At 46.0% G+C, this 16,991-nt stretch carries 17 protein-coding genes; 11 read left to right on the top strand and 6 right to left on the bottom strand.

Annotated features, from left to right (window positions below; translation table 11 throughout):
- Nucleotides 1–125: 125 nt before the first annotated feature.
- Together CCZ37_RS11940 and rpmE are read right to left on the bottom strand one after the other, a co-directional pair.
- Nucleotides 126–1,403: a malic enzyme-like NAD(P)-binding protein gene (locus CCZ37_RS11940; protein WP_026027888.1), complete on the bottom strand. Its 1,278-nt coding sequence runs from the start codon at nucleotides 1,401–1,403 to the stop codon at nucleotides 126–128.
- Between the two features lie 205 nt (nucleotides 1,404–1,608).
- Complete coding sequence (gene rpmE / locus CCZ37_RS11935; RefSeq protein WP_010318344.1) at nucleotides 1,609–1,824, bottom strand: 50S ribosomal protein L31; 216 nt, start codon at nucleotides 1,822–1,824, stop codon at nucleotides 1,609–1,611.
- 268 nt (nucleotides 1,825–2,092) lie between these two features.
- Between rpmE and priA the strand changes: the two genes are divergently transcribed.
- From priA to rraA, 7 genes are all read left to right on the top strand, one after another.
- A complete protein-coding gene (priA, locus tag CCZ37_RS11930; RefSeq protein WP_094500604.1) occupies nucleotides 2,093–4,294 on the top strand; it encodes a primosomal protein N' in 2,202 nt (733 codons plus the stop codon).
- 305 nt (nucleotides 4,295–4,599) lie between these two features.
- Nucleotides 4,600–5,607 (top strand): DNA-binding transcriptional regulator CytR, encoded by a 1,008-nt coding sequence (gene cytR, locus CCZ37_RS11925; RefSeq protein WP_010318346.1) that lies wholly within the window; start codon nucleotides 4,600–4,602, stop codon nucleotides 5,605–5,607.
- A gap of 102 nt (nucleotides 5,608–5,709) precedes the next feature.
- On the top strand, nucleotides 5,710–6,252 hold the full coding sequence (locus tag CCZ37_RS11920; RefSeq protein ID WP_064625975.1) for an SPOR domain-containing protein: 543 nt from the start codon (nucleotides 5,710–5,712) through the stop codon (nucleotides 6,250–6,252).
- A 120-nt stretch (nucleotides 6,253–6,372) separates the two neighbouring features.
- Entirely contained in the window at nucleotides 6,373–6,939 is a 567-nt protein-coding gene (hslV, locus tag CCZ37_RS11915) for an ATP-dependent protease subunit HslV (protein WP_010317615.1), read from the top strand.
- Between the two features lie 35 nt (nucleotides 6,940–6,974).
- A complete protein-coding gene (gene hslU, locus CCZ37_RS11910; protein WP_010317616.1) occupies nucleotides 6,975–8,306 on the top strand; it encodes an HslU--HslV peptidase ATPase subunit in 1,332 nt (443 codons plus the stop codon).
- A 122-nt stretch (nucleotides 8,307–8,428) separates the two neighbouring features.
- Nucleotides 8,429–9,346 (top strand): 1,4-dihydroxy-2-naphthoate polyprenyltransferase, encoded by a 918-nt coding sequence (locus CCZ37_RS11905; protein WP_094500603.1) that lies wholly within the window; start codon nucleotides 8,429–8,431, stop codon nucleotides 9,344–9,346.
- Between the two features lie 76 nt (nucleotides 9,347–9,422).
- Nucleotides 9,423–9,944 (top strand): ribonuclease E activity regulator RraA, encoded by a 522-nt coding sequence (rraA, locus tag CCZ37_RS11900; protein WP_094500602.1) that lies wholly within the window; start codon nucleotides 9,423–9,425, stop codon nucleotides 9,942–9,944.
- Between the two features lie 121 nt (nucleotides 9,945–10,065).
- Here rraA and CCZ37_RS11895 read toward each other — a convergent pair whose 3' ends face one another.
- Nucleotides 10,066–11,403, bottom strand: coding sequence for an MATE family efflux transporter (locus CCZ37_RS11895; protein ID WP_094500601.1), 1,338 nt, complete (start codon nucleotides 11,401–11,403; stop codon nucleotides 10,066–10,068).
- Nucleotides 11,404–11,550: 147 nt separating this feature from the next.
- Nucleotides 11,551–12,324, bottom strand: a complete 774-nt coding sequence (gene tpiA / locus CCZ37_RS11890) for a triose-phosphate isomerase (protein ID WP_094500600.1) — start codon at nucleotides 12,322–12,324, stop codon at nucleotides 11,551–11,553.
- Between the two features lie 292 nt (nucleotides 12,325–12,616).
- On the opposite strand from tpiA, the gene CCZ37_RS11885 reads away from it, so the two are divergent.
- Both CCZ37_RS11885 and CCZ37_RS11880 read left to right on the top strand, forming a co-directional pair.
- Nucleotides 12,617–12,964, top strand: a complete 348-nt coding sequence (locus CCZ37_RS11885) for a 5-carboxymethyl-2-hydroxymuconate Delta-isomerase (protein ID WP_017043199.1) — start codon at nucleotides 12,617–12,619, stop codon at nucleotides 12,962–12,964.
- 17 nt (nucleotides 12,965–12,981) lie between these two features.
- Complete coding sequence (locus CCZ37_RS11880; RefSeq protein ID WP_167372411.1) at nucleotides 12,982–13,407, top strand: DUF805 domain-containing protein; 426 nt, start codon at nucleotides 12,982–12,984, stop codon at nucleotides 13,405–13,407.
- Between the two features lie 79 nt (nucleotides 13,408–13,486).
- On the opposite strand, the gene CCZ37_RS11875 is transcribed toward CCZ37_RS11880, so the two are convergent.
- Nucleotides 13,487–13,825 (bottom strand): DUF3135 domain-containing protein, encoded by a 339-nt coding sequence (locus CCZ37_RS11875; RefSeq protein ID WP_010317630.1) that lies wholly within the window; start codon nucleotides 13,823–13,825, stop codon nucleotides 13,487–13,489.
- A gap of 102 nt (nucleotides 13,826–13,927) precedes the next feature.
- Nucleotides 13,928–14,557 carry a helix-turn-helix transcriptional regulator gene (locus tag CCZ37_RS11870; RefSeq protein ID WP_094500598.1) on the bottom strand — a complete coding sequence of 210 codons (630 nt, stop codon included), beginning with the start codon at nucleotides 14,555–14,557 and terminating at the stop codon, nucleotides 13,928–13,930.
- A gap of 252 nt (nucleotides 14,558–14,809) precedes the next feature.
- Here CCZ37_RS11870 and CCZ37_RS11865 point away from each other — a divergent pair, with 252 nt between their 5' ends.
- Both CCZ37_RS11865 and groL read left to right on the top strand, forming a co-directional pair.
- On the top strand, nucleotides 14,810–15,100 hold the full coding sequence (locus tag CCZ37_RS11865) for a co-chaperone GroES (RefSeq protein WP_010317634.1): 291 nt from the start codon (nucleotides 14,810–14,812) through the stop codon (nucleotides 15,098–15,100).
- Nucleotides 15,101–15,169: 69 nt separating this feature from the next.
- Entirely contained in the window at nucleotides 15,170–16,804 is a 1,635-nt protein-coding gene (groL, locus tag CCZ37_RS11860) for a chaperonin GroEL (protein WP_010317635.1), read from the top strand.
- Nucleotides 16,805–16,991 lie beyond the last annotated feature (187 nt).

The following is a 16,991-nucleotide window of genomic DNA, read 5'->3' as shown; positions in this document are numbered from 1 at the left end:
ATAAAATCGAGAGGATACTGGGTAAGTTGCCATGGTGACTTTGGCTCTGTGTCTCAGAATATAAAAAAACCGCTGAAAGTCAGCGGTTTTTTTCGAGCGAGGCATTTAGCCGCTCAAGCTTGTGATTATTCTTGCATGTAATTGACAGGCATCTCGATTCGAGCGACGCCAGAGTCAACCGCTGCTTGAGCAACCGCTTTAGCAACACGAGGCAGTAGGCGTGGGTCCATCGGTTTTGGAATGATGTATTCAGGGCCGAAACTTAACGCTTTTACGCCTGCGGCTTTCAACACTTCAGCCGGCACTTCTTCTTTAGCCAGTTCACGTATCGCCTCAACTGCGGCTAGCTTCATTTGGTCATTAATTTCACTAGCACGGACATCCAAAGCGCCACGGAAAATAAATGGGAAGCACAACACGTTGTTGACTTGGTTTGGATAATCGCTACGACCTGTGCCGAGAATTAAATCATCACGTACCGCGCGTGCGAGTTCTGGTTTAATTTCTGGATCTGGGTTTGAGCAAGCAAATACGATCGGTTTATCGGCCATTAATTTTAGCGCTTCGGCAGGCAGCAGGTTGGGGCCTGACACACCTAGGAATAAGTCAGCGCCTTCAATCACATCTTCCAGTGTGCGTTTGTCGGTGTTATTAGCAAACAACTGCTTATATTCATTAATGTCATCGCGACGAGTATGAATCACACCTTTGCGATCAAGCATGTAGATTTTTTCACGCATTGCGCCGCACTTAATCAATAGTTCCATGCAAGCGGTGGCTGCTGCGCCAGCGCCAAGACAGACGATAGTGCATTCGTTGAGTTTCTTGCCTTGCAGTTCAATCGCATTGAGCATGCCAGCGGCGGTAACAATCGCAGTGCCGTGTTGATCGTCATGGAAAACAGGCACATTACAGCGTTCGATCAAACGGCGTTCAATCTCAAAGCAATCTGGTGCTTTGATATCTTCTAAGTTGATGCCGCCAAAGGTGTCAGCGATGTTGGCAACCGTATCGACAAATTCATCGATTGTGCGGTGTTTTACTTCAATATCAATTGAATCAAGTCCAGCAAAGCGTTTAAACAGTAGCGCTTTTCCTTCCATGACGGGCTTGGAAGCCATCGGACCTAAGTTACCTAAACCAAGAATAGCCGTGCCGTTTGAGATCACAGCGACGGTGTTGCCTTTCGCAGTGTATTTATAAACGTTGTCGATGTTCTGCGCGATTTCACGAACCGGTTCAGCGACGCCCGGACTGTAAGCTAGAGCAAGGTCTTCAGCCGAGTCGGCAGGCTTAGTTAATGAAATGGCAATTTTACCCGCGGTTGGGTAAGCATGATAATCGAGTGCGCGTTGGCGAAATTGTTCTTCTGCCGTTAATTCTTGGTGAGTGTCATCAGACATAGGTATAAGTGCTCGTGTTGGATTGGAAAAGGTCCATAATTCTAATGGATGTTGCTCAAACTTCCTAGGCGGGAACCTGACGTGCTTCATCAAAAAATGGAGAAAATGTCGCAGATAAGACCAGTGCGTACTGACAACTATACAAAAAATGCCAACAAAAAAGGATGCCGAGGCATCCTTTTTTAATTTTCTAGCAAAAAAGAGATTATTTGCTAGAAAGAGCACCGAAACGCTTGTTGAAGCGATCTACACGGCCGCCAGTATCAACGATACGTTGCTTACCAGTGTAGAATGGGTGACATTTGTCACACACGTCTAGGTGGATAGAATCTTTGCCTAGCGTTGAGCTGAACTCGAAAGAGTTGCCGCAAGAACAAGTCGCGCTAACTGCTTTGTACTCTGGATGGATACCAGCTTTCATGGGATAACCTCAAATTGGGCCGCGTCGCTATCCGAATCTATGCCGGACACCACACGTAGTTAATAAAAAAATGTTGATACCGCTGACTGCTTAACATCAAGCAAGAAGCCATATCATCAAGGCGCGATATATTAATGAATCCTCTTCAGTGGATCAAGCCATTTCGCCGCTATTTTCGCCACATTTTTGTCCAATGACGAAGCTCGAATTTCGGTGACGCATCCAGTAGACTGTCTTTTCACATTTTTTGTAGAACGAACGGTCGATTATGCGCCCCACCATTGCACGCGTTGCCTTACCTGTCCCATTGGATAAGCAGTTTGATTATCAGATCCCAAGTCATCTGTTTCCGATTGTTGGTGGACGAGTGTCGGTGCCATTTGGTCGGCAAACTCTGGTGGGTATCGTCACCGCTATAGTCAGTGAGTCTGAGTTTTCAGTCGATCAATTAAAGTCGCTAAAAGCGGTGCTCGATAGCCAGCCAGTCTGGCCAGAGAAACTCTATCAATTGCTGTTGTGGTGTAGCCAGTTTTATCAATACCCATTAGGCGACACGTTATTTAATGCATTGCCTGGCGCATTACGCAAAGGGAAAGCGGCCGATTTTTCGACTTTAGTAGAGTGGCAACTGACGCCCGGTGGGCGCGATCAACTCATGCAAGGATTTGGGCGAGCGGTAAAGCAAGCCAAAGTGATGGCGATGCTTGAGTCTGGCGCTGTACCCCATCAACTGTTTATTGATGAAGAGGTAGGTAGCAGCGTACTCAAAACCTTACAAGAGAAAGGCTGGATAGAATCACTGGAAAAACGGCCGACACTGACGGCTTGGCCGCAGAATGTTGAAGCGGATGTGGAAAAGCCCAAGCTCAACCAAGAACAAGCGATCGCGATTGCTTCAATTAATAGCCATCACCATTTCGCATGCTATTTACTTGAAGGGGTCACCGGTTCAGGGAAAACCGAAGTTTATTTAAACCTGATTAAACCCGTTTTAGAAAAGGGCCGCCAGGCATTGGTACTGGTGCCTGAGATCGGTCTAACACCACAAACCATTAACCGCTTTCGTAAGCGATTTAATGTGCCAGTTGCCGTGGTCCACTCGGGGCTCAATGAAACCGAGCGCCTCAACGCGTGGTTAGCGGCGCGTGATAATATCGCGGGCATTATTATTGGTACTCGCTCAGCGCTACTAACGCCTTTTGCAGATCTAGGTATCATCATTGTTGATGAAGAGCACGACGCTTCGTATAAACAGCAAGATAGCCTACGCTACCATGCAAGAGATGTCGCGGTAATGCGTGCAAACCTTGAGCAGATCCCGATTGTGCTCGGTTCTGCCACTCCAGCATTAGAAACGTTGCATAATGCATTGAGCGGCAAATATCATCACTTAAGCTTAACTCAGCGTGCGGGCGTAGCGGTGCCCACTAAAAACAAAGTGTTGGATGTGAAAGGCCTGTTTTTAGAGAGTGGTTTATCAGCGCCGCTGATTGCTGAGATGAGAAAACACCTCAGCGCTGGTAACCAAGTGATGCTGTTTCTCAATCGGCGCGGCTTCTCGCCCGCGCTGATGTGCCATGAATGCGGTTGGATTGCCGAATGCAAACGTTGCGATGCGTACTATACCTTTCACCAATACAGCAGTGACATGCGTTGTCACCATTGCGGCTCGCAACGTCCGGTGGTTCATCAGTGTCAAGGTTGTGGTTCAACTCAGTTGGTCACGGTTGGGGTGGGCACCGAGCAACTTGAAGCGCAACTGGCGCAGCTTTTCCCCGAATATAAAACGGTGCGTATTGATCGCGATAGTACGCGTCGTAAAGGCAGTTTAGAAAGTGCATTATCATCGATTCGCCAAGGTGAGTATCAGATTTTAATTGGCACGCAGATGCTCGCTAAAGGGCACCATTTTCCCGATGTGACTTTAGTGGCGTTATTGGATGTGGATGGTTCGCTATACAGCAGTGATTTTCGCGCCGCCGAACGCTTGGCGCAGCTATTTACTCAAGTGGCAGGTCGAGCAGGGCGTGCTAGCAAACCCGGCGAAGTCATTTTACAAACGCATCACCCGGAACACAGTTTGCTGCAAGCACTGTTGCAAAAGGATTATCGTCATTTTGCAGAAACCGCGTTAGAAGAGCGGAAAATAGCGATGTTGCCGCCTTACACCTATCTCACACTATTTAAAGCGGAATCCAATCAAGCTTCGATGGTGGAAGAGTTCTTACGCCAAATCAGGCATACGTTAGAAGCGCATCCATTATTTGATGATTCGTGCTTAGTGTTAGGGCCAACCCCAGCTCCATTGGCGAAAAGAGCGGGCAAATATCGTTGGCAGTTATTACTGCAAACTCAGCATCGATCCAAAATGCAAAAACTATTGATGAGCGCTAAACCAGCCATTGGACTGTTACCTCTAGCCAAGAAAATTCGCTGGTCGTTAGATATTGAACCGCAAGATCTCAGTTAAACCTCAGTAGCGTTTCCGATGAAATGAGATGTAACATATTGAAGCAATCGAATGCTAAAGAGGCTGCTATTATTTTTGCTAGCCAATTTAATCCTCTCTAATGTGAGTGACTTCACGCTTGTTATGTAAGATTTGTTAATCTGACCGTAACTTTATGGGTGGAAATGAATAGACTATCACTCATATATCCGCTGTGAATAACAGCTCGTCGTTTAAAATGGATAACCAGATTGTACAATCTGATTGTATAAACATAACAACGGGTGATTTCAACCCAGTAACGACTTTTAAAGAGGTTAATTTCTATGGCGACAATGAAGGATGTTGCCCAGCTTGCAGGTGTATCAACCGCCACAGTATCTAGGGCGTTGATGAACCCTGAAAAAGTATCATCTTCAACGCGAAAGCGTGTCGAAGATGCCGTTTTAGAAGCTGGTTACTCACCAAATTCTCTCGCTCGCAACTTACGCCGTAATGAATCCAAAACCATTGTCGCTATCGTGCCGGATATTTGTGACCCTTACTTCACCGAGATCATTCGTGGTATCGAAGATGCGGCGATGGAACATGGTTATTTAGTACTACTGGGTGATAGTGGTCAGCAGAAAAAGCGAGAAAGTTCGTTAGTTAACCTCGTATTTACTAAGCAAGTTGATGGCATGTTGCTGCTAGGTACGGATTTGCCGTTTGATGTCAGTAAGCCTGAACAAAAAAACCTGCCACCTATGGTGATGGCCTGTGAATTTGCGCCAGAACTTGAGTTGCCAACGGTACATATTGATAACCTTACCTCAGCGTTTGAGGCGGTGAACTACCTTACGCAGCTTGGGCACAAACGCATCGCGCAAATTTCAGGGCCAGCAGAGGCAACCTTGTGTAAGTTCCGCCATCAAGGTTATCAACAAGCCTTACGCCGTGCAGGGATTGAAATGAATCCTAATTATTGCACTTATGGTGATTTTACTTTTGAAGCCGGGGCTAAAGCACTGCGCCAATTATTGGCGTCATCTGAGCCCCCCACCGCCATTTTTAGTCATAATGACAGTATGGCGATCGGTGTCATTAAGGAAGCCAAAAAATTGGGTTTGCGCGTTCCACAAGATATTTCAGTGGTGGGATTTGATGATATTCAATTTGCGCTCTACTGCGATCCACCGTTAACGACCATATCACAGCCGCGCTATGAGATAGGGCGTCAAGCGATGCTCATGATGCTCGATCTTCTTCGTGGTCAAGAGGTTGGCGCAGGTTCTCGACTATTAGAAACCAAGTTAGTGATTCGAGAAAGCGCAGCGCCTCCTCGTTTGAGCTAACCACATGCAGCGCATTTTTGATGCGCTGCAACTCTTTCAACACTATTAAGTCGTTGGAAACTGCATTAACATTGGCACAAACCATCAACTTTTGAATTCTCTGTGGCTAATAAAGATTATGTAAGGCGCGGTCGTAGTCCGAAAAAGCCGACCCCGAAAAAAACAGCTCCACGTCGTAAACCTTGGCGTAGTGGCTTATTGGCACTATTACTCATTTCCGGTTTTAGTTATGGGTTGTTCTTACTCAGCCGTGATCCTGAGCCGCCTCAAGCGGTTGTGGTTCCTACAAAACCAGTCGCAAAACCTAAGCCAGAGAAAGTGATCCCACCGCCCCCAGAGGAAAAATGGGATTACGTGGATAGCTTGCCGAAACGTGAAGTAGAAGTGGTAGCCAAAGAACAAAAAGTGTCTGAAATTCCTTATATTATGCAGTGTGGGGCGTACAAGACTTCGTCGCAGGCTGAAAGCCGTAAACTCGATATCGCGTTTCAGGGTTTAAAAAGTGAAATCCGAAAAACGGAAGGCAGCAGTTGGTATCGCGTGGTATTAGGGCCATACAAATATAAGCGTGATGCGCAGCGTGACGAGCATAAATTACAACGCGCTAAAATTGAGCCGTGCGCCATTTGGACTGAACCACAATAAGAGCGATCACTCACCGCATCCAATCGATTCGCGGTGAGTGTTTTTTGTGACTTGAAATCTTCCCCAACCATCCTCATATATTTGCTAACTCCATCGTGAAAACAAATAAGAGGTCCTGTCGTGACTACCATCGTCTCTGTACGTCGTAATAATAAAGTTGTCATCGCCGGTGACGGACAAGTATCGCTCGGTAATACCGTAATGAAAGGCAACGCGCGCAAGGTTCGCCGTCTGTACAATAATCAAGTCTTGGCAGGGTTTGCCGGTGGCACAGCCGATGCATTTACCTTGTTTGAGCGCTTTGAAAGTAAGCTGCAAATGCATCAAGGTCATCTTACTAAGGCCGCGGTTGAGCTGGCAAAAGATTGGCGTAGTGACCGAGCACTGCGTAAGCTAGAAGCGATTTTAGCGGTGGCTGATGAAACGGCATCGCTCATTATTACGGGCAATGGTGACGTCGTTCAACCAGAAAACGATCTGATTGCTATCGGTTCGGGCGGTAATTTTGCCCAAGCTGCAGCGACCGCATTATTAGAAAATACCGATTTAGATGCACGTGAAATCGCTGAAAAAGCACTGAAAATTGCCGGCGACATTTGCGTGTTTACCAACCATTTCCACACTATCGAAGAACTAGAAATACCGGCGGAATTGCTACTGCAACAAACAGTGACCACCGAAAAATAAAGACAGTGTTAGGGTAAAGAATTAAGGAAAATCTGATGTCTGAAATGACTCCACGTGAAATTGTTCACGAATTAAATCGCCATATTATTGGTCAAGATAAAGCCAAACGTTCGGTGGCGATTGCGCTGCGTAACCGCTGGCGTCGCATGCAGCTCGAAGAGAGCTTGCGCGCCGAAGTAACGCCGAAAAACATTTTGATGATTGGTCCAACAGGGGTGGGAAAAACGGAAATTGCTCGTCGTCTCGCCAAGCTTGCCAACGCACCATTCATTAAAGTGGAAGCGACCAAATTTACCGAAGTGGGTTATGTTGGTAAAGAAGTGGAAACCATCATTCGCGATTTAACCGATGTCGCGGTAAAAATGACTCACCAGCAAGCGATGGAAAAAGTGCAATTTCGCGCGCAAGAGCAAGCAGAAGAGCGCATTTTAGATGCTTTATTGCCGCCAGCTCGTGATGCTTGGGGAGAGAATGAAAAGGGCGAAGAGAGTTCTAACACTCGCCAAATCTTCCGTAAAAAGTTGCGTGAAGGAAAGCTCGACGACAAAGAGATTGAAATCAATGTCGCTGTCCCTCAAATGGGGGTTGAAATTATGGCGCCTCCGGGCATGGAAGAAATGACCAATCAGCTGCAAGGTTTGTTTCAGAACCTTGCGGGAGATACCAAGAAAAAACGCAAACTCAAAATCAAGGATGCATTTAAAGCCTTGAGCGAGGAAGAAGCAGCAAAATTGGTCAATCAGGAAGAGCTGAAAGATCAAGCTATTTTTAATGTTGAAAATAACGGCATTGTCTTTATCGATGAGATTGACAAAATCTGTAAACGCGGCGAAAGCTCAGGCCCTGATGTGTCACGTGAAGGGGTACAACGTGATTTGCTACCTTTGATTGAGGGCAGTACCGTCTCGACTAAGCACGGCATGGTTAAAACTGATCATATCCTCTTTATTACGTCGGGTGCATTTCAAGTGGCGAAGCCCTCTGATCTGATCCCCGAGTTGCAAGGTCGTTTGCCGATTCGCGTTGAGCTTGAAGCATTATCGAGCCATGACTTTAAACGTATTTTGACTGAGCCGAAAGCCTCTTTGACTGAGCAGTATATTGCGCTGATGAAGACGGAAGAGGTGAACATTGAATTCACTGAAGATGGCATCACTCAAATTGCGGAAGCCGCGTGGAAAGTGAATGAAACCACGGAAAATATCGGCGCACGTCGCCTGCATACCGTGATGGAGCGTTTGATGGATGAAATCTCATTTGATGCAACAGAAAAACCGGGCTCCTCAATGATTATCGATGCCGCCTACGTCAAGCAGCGCCTAGGTGAGTTAGTCGAGAATGAAGATTTGAGCCGCTTTATTCTTTAGCGGGTCGAATGGTCAGTACACTGTTTGTAGCCCGTCCAAAGTGACGGGCTTTTTATTGCCGTGTTATACTCGCCAACAGAACAGTATATACTGACCCCTTTTTTGAACGGCAGTGACCTTGCATGAAGAACTCGCTCCATATCTGGCTTGATGCCGCCAGGCCTAAAACGCTCCCTCTCGCGCTAGTTTCTATTTTAACGGGCAGCGCGTTAGCTTTCTCATCGGGCCATTTTTTGCTGCCAGTGGCGCTGCTTGCTCTGCTTACCGCCACTTTATTACAAATCTTATCTAACCTTGCAAATGATTATGGTGATGCGGTCAAGGGCACGGATAATGAGGCTCGCTTAGGGCCAATCAGAGCGATTCAATCCGGTGCGGTGACGCTCAATGACATGAAGCAAGCGATACTGATTAACGTCACATTGACGGTTATCTCGGGTTTGGTGTTGATCTTTTATGCACTGGATAGCGTGCAAAGTATTCTGGCTTTTGTCGGGCTGGGCGTGCTCGCTATCGTGGCCGCGATTGCTTACACGGTCGGTAACAAACCCTACGGCTATGTCGGCTTAGGTGATTTATCCGTATTCATTTTCTTTGGTTTACTTGGGGTGTCTGGAACCTATTTCTTGCATACCGGCCATGTGGAACCGAGCCTGTTCTTACCCGCGTTAGGCTGTGGCTTATTGGCGGTCGCTGTGCTCAATGTCAACAATATGCGTGATATTGAAAATGATGCAGTTTGCGGTAAAAAAACCGTTGCCGTACGTCTTGGGCAAACGCGTGCCAAGCAATATCACTTTATGCTATTGGCGGGTGCGGTGATCGCTTTTGCTTGGTATTTAGTGATGCAAAGCAGCCCAATGTGGATTAGTTTTCCTTTTTTATTGAGTATTGTGGTGGTGGTAAAGCATGGTAAAGCGGTGTGGGTGAGTGATCAACCTGCGCAGATAGCGCCTATGATGCCTGCCATCGTCAAATGCTCACTGATCACCAACTTGTTATTTGTTGGAATTGTTATAGCTCAAACTCTGACGAGTTAATCGTCGCTTGTCATTGCAATGACTTAATGAGCCTATATACTCGATGAAGATAATTTTCGGCAAGAGAAGAACCATTATGGAATACAACACCTCTGCGTTATGTGATATTTATCTCGACCAAGTTGATGTAGTGGAGCCAATGTTTAGTAACTTTGGTGGAATCGCATCCTTTGCTGGCCAGCTTACGACGATTAAATGTTTTGAAGATAATGGCTTAATCCGCGAAGTACTAGAGCAGGATGGGCTAGGACGGGTGCTGTTAATTGATGGTGGTGGTTCACTGCGCCGCGCGTTAATTGATGCAGAATTGGCCTCTCTTGCTGAAGAAAATGAGTGGGAAGGCGTGGTCGTTTACGGTTGTGTCCGCGAAGTGGATGAACTGGAAGAGATGAGCATTGGTATCCAAGCCTTAGCGTCTATTCCTGTTGGTGCTTCTACACAAGGTATCGGTGAGGTTGATGTTGCGGTGAATTTCGGTAGCGTTACATTCCTACCTGAAGATTATCTCTATGCTGACAACACTGGCATTATTTTGTCGCAAGAGCCTTTAAATGTGGTTATGGACTTAGATGATGACCTTGACGAGATTGAAGAGTAGTTTCTCGCGCTGAAAGGCGATGCTTCTAAGTTATGATTCTTCTAAGTAAAAAAGCCAGCATGAATGCTGGCTTTTTTATATTTAGTTCACCACAACGTACTCAACCAGATAAATGGTAGTACTAGAGAAACGGGTAAGTTCGTTTTAGACGCAGGGCGTAGTAATAACCCAGCACTCCACCTAAGGTATTGCCTGCGGCAATCCCGATAAACAGCCCTTCGACATCATAGAGATACGAACCTAACCATGCAGCCGGAAGGGTGAATATAAATAGTCGCATCACGCTCCACTGAAAAGCACGAATGGGTTGATGAAGTGCGTTCAGCCCAGAGATAAGCATCATCACAATGCCTTGAAAGCCATAGCTCAGTGGCACCACCAGCAAATAGTGCCACAATAGTTCGCGCACTGAGGGCTCTTGAGAAAATAGGGCTGATAAAGGGATGCTCAGCGGTACCATCATCGCAAAAATCATCAATTGAAATACGATAGAAAAACGCATGCTGAGGAACAGAGCGGCAAAGCTACGCTCAATGTTTTTGGCGCCGATGTTTTGTGCCATAAAGGGAGTCAGTGCTGAGGTTAGTGACATCAAGACTAAAATGAGTATCGACTCAATACGCTGTGCGGCGCCGTAAGCGGCCACGGCAGCGGTGCCATGGCTTGCCAACATCATCATCAATAGTGCGCCAGAGAGTGGGTTCATTGCATTGGAGAGTGCCGCAGGTGTACCTACTTTTAAGATTTGCTGCCAGTCATGCCATAAAGTAGGAAAATACGGCCATGCCAATAATTTTTCTCTTTTGATTAAGACATATAGCGATCCGCACAGTGCGCCTAACCAACTGAATGCACTGGCAATCGCTGCACCTTGCATCCCTAACCCGGGGAAAGGGCCATAACCAAAAATCAACAGTGGATCGAGCAGGCCGTTAATACAACCAGCAAGCATCATAATTTTAGCTGGTGTTTTGGTGTCACCTGTGGCTCGAATTGCGCTGTTACCCGCCATGGGAATAACGAGCAAAGGAATGGTCAAATACCAAACCTGCATGTATTGCTCAATCAACGGGATTAAATCGTCAGTGGCACCAAGCAGTAGGAAGAGTGGCTTAATGGTCAGCAAACCCAGAATTGAAGCGAGAGTCACCAGCACCACAGCCAGCAACACGCCGTGACTAGAAAAACGCGCCGCATTTTTAGCGTCACCTTGACCGAGTAAGCGGCCAATACTGGTTGAGAGCCCAATGCCAATGCCCATGGTGATGCAGTTGATTGCAAAGGTGACGGGAAAAGTAAAACTGATGGCGGCAAGCGCCTTGGTTCCTAACAGCGAGATAAAGAAAGTATCGACTAGGTTAAACATCAAGATCGCGATCAAACCAAAAATCATTGGGATCGTCATTTGTTGGAGCACATTGGGAATCGGGGCCGTTAATAGGCCGTGTTTATCGTGCATCACGGGTAACGTAGGCTAAGCAAAACGTTAGGATACTTGATTCTAGCGATCGCGACTATAGCCGTAGGATGTGAAGAGTCGCGTCAGTTAAGAAAACAAAAAGGCCAGCAAATGCTGACCTTGCTTAATGATAACTAGCGTGAATAATTACGCTTTTTTCGCTTCAGCTGCTGCTTTTGCGATAGCTGCAAAGCTTTTCGCATCAAGCGCCGCACCGCCCACTAGAGCACCATCGATGTCTGGTTGTGCAAAGTAAGCTGCTGCATTTTCAGGTTTTACAGAACCGCCGTATTGGATAACAACGTTCTTCGCGACGGCTTCTGATTTTGCAGCAATGTGCGCGCGAATGGCGGCATGAATGCGCTGTGCATCATCTGCTGTTGCTGCTTTACCTGTGCCGATCGCCCAGATTGGTTCGTAAGCGATGATCGCACCTTCTAGCGCTTCAACACCTTGAGTGTTGATCACAGCGTCAAGTTGACGTGCACACACGGCTACTGTTTCGCCAGCTTCGTTTTGCGCTTCAGATTCACCGATACAAAGTACTGGTGTTAGGCCATTTTCTTTAAGAAATGCAAATTTTTGCGCGACAAATTCATCGGATTCGTTGTGGTATTCACGACGCTCAGAGTGACCAATGATGATGTGAGTTGCACCGAATTCTTTCAGCATTGCTGGAGACATATCGCCAGTGAATGCGCCACTGTTGTGTACGTCGCTGTTTTGGGCACCCAGAATGATCGCGCTACCCGCATCTGTTAGTGTGCGTTCTGCTAGGTCAATAAAAAGTGCTGGTGGAGCAACGGCCACATCAACACCCTTTACGCCTTCAAGCTCTGCATTCAGACCATTTAGCAGCTCAACAACCATCTCTTTGCTGCCGTTTAGTTTCCAGTTACCCATAACTACAGGATGACGCATAGGAATATCTCCATTATCTATCAAAGTTAAAATCAATGAATGTCAAAAATAAACGTGATTGCGAAAGAATATAACAGATAAAATCGGTCAGATCATGATTCGAGTCATGACTTTATGGGATCTTCAGCAATGCTTGACACCCCTTATCAGTGATCAGATAGACAGAATAGCCGATAATGGCTCGGATTTTATGAGATTAATTGCTATTAGTGGCTGTTAAAAGAAAAGCTAGTGATACCAATAAGGCTCACCAGTGTTGAAATTTGATCATGAATGAAGAAAAGGAATTCGTATGCCCAACCTTGTTATGGAATACTCGAACTCTGTGGATGAACGTGTGAATGTTCAAGGGTTATTGGAAGATCTTCACCAAGTCGCACTTCGCTGCGGATTATTTGACGCTGACTCAGTGAAATCACGGGCACTACGCTGCCACCATTGGTGCATTGGTGAAGAGGGCGACAGTGTTGATTTTATTCATCTCAGCTTTGATTTACTGTCAGGGCGGACACCGGAACAAAAAAGAGAGTTGTCACGTCAATTAATGGCGGTATTGCAACAGCAAGCGAGTCAAGTCAGGAGTCTGACCGTGAATGTGCGTGATATGGATAAAGATTGCTTCCAAAAGGTTGTAAATTAACCATTTTAGGTAACAAAATGTTGATTAAAGAACGGCTATTTTCATTTCAAGGACGCATCGGGCGTAAAGTATTTTGGATGTGGAATCTCTGTTATTACGCATCTATTATGGGCTTCGCATTCGCTGCAAACCAAATGTTTCCCGCCTATGCGCACCTGATCTTGCCGCTGTTTTTGCTAGTGGTGTTATTGCCTGATTTGGCCATCACGGTAAAACGTTGGCATGACAGAGATAAATCTGCGTGGTGGTTATTGCTTAATGTCCCCTTGGTGATAGGCCGTATGAGTATACCTTTTGCCAGTGCCGAGATCGCCACTCAAGCCAGTATGGTAGAGTCATTAGTCTCATTGGTCGCACTAGTTTGTGGCTCATGGATTTTGATCGAATGTGGCTTTATGAAAGGAACGCAAGGCAGCAATCGCTACGGGCCTGAACTTGAGTAAACTTAATAGAAAAAAATTGATAAAAAAACAACAGGAGGCCAATGCCTCCTGTTGTTTTAAAAAGCTTTAAATATCGAGGTTAACGCCAATCGTTGTGACGTGGCACAAATGGAATGATGGTTGCGCTCGGTTGAGTGCGCGCCGATTTGCCATCTAAGGCATTTCTAAATTTCATCATTTGCTCAGCGAGCTCACGCATTAATATCACATTGGTGTGAACGGGGTTTTTACATTTGCTTACTACTAGATCAATGTGACTTTGCTGAGCCCATAATCTGTCTTGCATATTGTTGGAAGAGGAGAGGATCATCTCTTCACAGATATCTTTTTTCAGTTGCGTAAAGGCATCTGGATTATGCTTGGCAAGTTCAACCAACTCATCAAAAGAAGGTAAGGCCTGTTTTTGAGGGGGCTCCATATCTCTCTCCTTTACACCATTTTTCTGTTGATTATTTTATCAACACAATAAGAGCATAACCGATCAATAGAGGTTGAGTTGGAACGAAATCGCCATTTCTTATTATTGAGATAATATTAGCGGGGTGATTTGATAGCGACAACGGCGCTCACCTACAATGATGTGTTCGCTTCGTTCAACCACGTATTGTTCACCGATCAACGTTTGGAAAATATTAAGTTCAGATTGGCACAAGTTGGGGCAACGCGTTGCCGCCTTACAGATAGGGCAATGGTTCTCAATTAAAGTGTAGCCGTTCGCTGATGGAATGAGCTCTGCCATATAGCCTTCTTGCTCACGAAGCGTCACTAGCTTGGCTAGTTTTTCTTCTAAACTGTGGCAATCAATTAATGCGTGTTGATACTGTGCTAGTGTGTGAGCTTCACGCTCTGCCGCCACTTTGGCTAGCCCTTCTTTACCAAAAAGGTGCTCAACGGCATCAATCACTTGTATGAGAAGTTCGCCATGCCGATCAGCAAATTGGTCGTGGCCCTGCTGCGTCAAAGACCAATGCCGAGTAGGGCGTCCGACTTTAACTTTGACATCATGAAAGGCCACAATGCCATCATCTTCCAAACTTTGTAGGTGCTGGCGCGCTCCCATGGTGGTGATTCCTAGGCCGTCTGCCAGTTGTTTGGCAGTTACCGCTCCGTCACGTTTAATGGTTTGAAGTATTCGGTCAATGGTTTTCATCGCATTCCTCTGTTTGCCTTATCTATTATGAAGAAGCAGCTTAATAAAGCAAATTATTGACTATACAGGATGAGCCGCTAGTAACTTTTGTCAGCACAGAACCAAGATTCGCTATCAATTCGTTAAATGGATCACAAAATTTTCGCTTTCCCCCCTTGGGATCCCCTGCTTGCTCCCCCACATATCACTCACAAGCTGAGTAATCAGCCTTTTCATAAACCTAACGGAAAATCTAATCAGGAGAGACGACCGATGAACATTCGTCCATTACACGACCGAGTTATCGTTGAACGCCAGGAAGTTGAATCTAAATCTGCTGGTGGCATTGTTCTAACAGGTTCCGCTGCAGAGAAATCAACTCGCGGCGTCATCTTAGCAGTAGGTAAAGGCCGAATCCTTGAAAATGGTTCGGTACAACCGCTGGATGTCAAAGTGGGTGATACGGTTATTTTTGCAGAAAGCTACGGTACTAAAACGGAAAAAATCGACGGTAAAGAAGTGCTCATTATGTCTGAAAACGACATCATGGCGATTGTCGAGTAAGCATTGAGTAATTTTTGCTCTGATTCAAAAACGATTGATTAAAACAGAATTTAGAAAAGGAAATTAAAGATGGCTGCTAAAGACGTTAAATTTGGTAACGATGCACGTATTAAAATGCTAGAAGGCGTTAATGTTCTAGCCGATGCAGTAAAAGTCACCCTTGGCCCTAAAGGCCGTAATGTTGTGATAGATAAATCGTTTGGTTCACCTATTATCACCAAAGATGGTGTCACTGTTGCGCGTGAAATTGAACTGGAAGACAAATTCCAGAACATGGGTGCACAAATGGTGAAAGAAGTTGCTTCTCAAGCTAACGATGCTGCGGGTGACGGAACGACAACCGCAACGGTATTAGCACAAGCGATCATTACTGAAGGCTTGAAAGCAGTAGCGGCAGGCATGAACCCAATGGATCTTAAGCGTGGCATCGACAAAGCTGTCGTGGCGGCGGTTGAAGCATTGAAAGAGCTTTCAGTACCTTGTTCAGACACTAAAGCGATTGCGCAAGTGGGTACTATTTCTGCGAACTCGGATTCAAGCGTAGGTAACATCATTGCTGAAGCGATGGAAAAAGTGGGCCGTGATGGCGTGATCACAGTGGAAGAGGGACAAGGACTTCAAGATGAACTTGATGTCGTGGAAGGTATGCAGTTTGACCGTGGTTACCTATCTCCTTACTTCATTAACAACCAAGAAGCGGGCAGTGTTGATCTAGATAGCCCATTCATCCTATTGGTTGATAAGAAAATTTCTAACATTCGCGAATTGCTTCCAGCTCTTGAATCAGTAGCAAAAGCTTCTCGTCCGCTATTGATCGTTGCAGAAGATGTTGAAGGTGAAGCGTTGGCGACACTGGTTGTAAACAACATGCGTGGCATTGTAAAAGTGGCTGCTGTGAAAGCTCCTGGTTTTGGTGATCGCCGTAAAGCGATGCTACAAGACATTGCTACCCTAACGGGCGGTACTGTGATTTCTGAAGAGATCGGCCTTGAGCTTGAAAAAGTGACACTAGAAGATTTTGGCCAAGCGAAACGTATCTCTATCACTAAAGAAAACACCACCATCATTGATGGTGCAGGTGAAGAGCAAGCCATTAAAGGCCGCGCTGCACAAATTCGTCAACAAATTGAAGATGCAACTTCAGATTACGACAAAGAAAAACTACAAGAGCGCGTGGCCAAACTGGCAGGTGGCGTTGCAGTGATCAAAGTCGGTGCAACCACTGAAGTAGAAATGAAAGAGAAGAAAGATCGCGTAGAAGATGCATTGCATGCAACTCGAGCTGCTGTTGAAGAAGGTGTTGTTGCGGGTGGTGGCGTTGCACTGATCCGTGCTGCTTCTAAAGTGGTTGGTCTTGAAGGTGATAACGAAGAGCAAAACGTAGGTATTCGAGTTGCACTGCGTGCGATGGAAGCACCAATTCGTCAAATCACCAAAAACGCAGGTGATGAAGAGTCAGTCGTTGCTAATAATGTACGTGCGGGCGAGGGTAACTATGGTTACAACGCGGCAACGGGCGAATATGGTGACATGATCGAAATGGGTATTTTGGATCCAACTAAAGTGACTCGTAGTGCGCTACAGTTCGCAGCTTCAGTTGCGGGCCTTATGATCACTACCGAAGCTATGGTGACTGATCTACCGAAGAAAGAAGCGGCAATGCCTGATATGGGCGGCATGGGCGGTATGGGCGGTATGATGTAGTTATCACCTCTGAATAAGAAACCGGAGCTTGTCTCCGGTTTTTTTTCGCATAATTAGCTCAATTCTGACGCTTGAGCTATCTGATTCTTCTATACTTTCTGCTTTCACAGAGCACAATTTAGTAATAATGTGAGTGAAATGGCATAAACACACCAAATATTAACCGTTTCATTGGTCAATGGAGATC

This window comes from Vibrio qinghaiensis (genome assembly GCF_002257545.1).
Lineage (GTDB): Bacteria > Pseudomonadota > Gammaproteobacteria > Enterobacterales > Vibrionaceae > Vibrio > Vibrio ordalii.
This window is presented reverse-complemented; position numbering and strand designations above follow the sequence as displayed.

Bases quoted from the DNA above. Each gene is read 5' to 3' on its own strand.
- CCZ37_RS11940 (WP_026027888.1), bottom strand. From the start codon at position 1,403: ATGTCTGATGACACTCACCAAGAATTAACGGCAGAAGAACAATTTCGC.
- rpmE (WP_010318344.1), bottom strand. From the start codon at position 1,824: ATGAAAGCTGGTATCCATCCAGAGTACAAAGCAGTTAGCGCGACTTGT.
- priA (WP_094500604.1), top strand. From the start codon at position 2,093: ATGCGCCCCACCATTGCACGCGTTGCCTTACCTGTCCCATTGGATAAG.
- cytR (WP_010318346.1), top strand. From the start codon at position 4,600: ATGGCGACAATGAAGGATGTTGCCCAGCTTGCAGGTGTATCAACCGCC.
- hslU (WP_010317616.1), top strand. From the start codon at position 6,975: ATGTCTGAAATGACTCCACGTGAAATTGTTCACGAATTAAATCGCCAT.
- CCZ37_RS11905 (WP_094500603.1), top strand. From the start codon at position 8,429: ATGAAGAACTCGCTCCATATCTGGCTTGATGCCGCCAGGCCTAAAACG.
- rraA (WP_094500602.1), top strand. From the start codon at position 9,423: ATGGAATACAACACCTCTGCGTTATGTGATATTTATCTCGACCAAGTT.
- CCZ37_RS11895 (WP_094500601.1), bottom strand. From the start codon at position 11,403: ATGCACGATAAACACGGCCTATTAACGGCCCCGATTCCCAATGTGCTC.
- tpiA (WP_094500600.1), bottom strand. From the start codon at position 12,324: ATGCGTCATCCTGTAGTTATGGGTAACTGGAAACTAAACGGCAGCAAA.
- CCZ37_RS11885 (WP_017043199.1), top strand. From the start codon at position 12,617: ATGCCCAACCTTGTTATGGAATACTCGAACTCTGTGGATGAACGTGTG.
- CCZ37_RS11880 (WP_167372411.1), top strand. From the start codon at position 12,982: ATGTTGATTAAAGAACGGCTATTTTCATTTCAAGGACGCATCGGGCGT.
- CCZ37_RS11875 (WP_010317630.1), bottom strand. From the start codon at position 13,825: ATGGAGCCCCCTCAAAAACAGGCCTTACCTTCTTTTGATGAGTTGGTT.
- CCZ37_RS11870 (WP_094500598.1), bottom strand. From the start codon at position 14,557: ATGAAAACCATTGACCGAATACTTCAAACCATTAAACGTGACGGAGCG.
- CCZ37_RS11865 (WP_010317634.1), top strand. From the start codon at position 14,810: ATGAACATTCGTCCATTACACGACCGAGTTATCGTTGAACGCCAGGAA.
- groL (WP_010317635.1), top strand. From the start codon at position 15,170: ATGGCTGCTAAAGACGTTAAATTTGGTAACGATGCACGTATTAAAATG.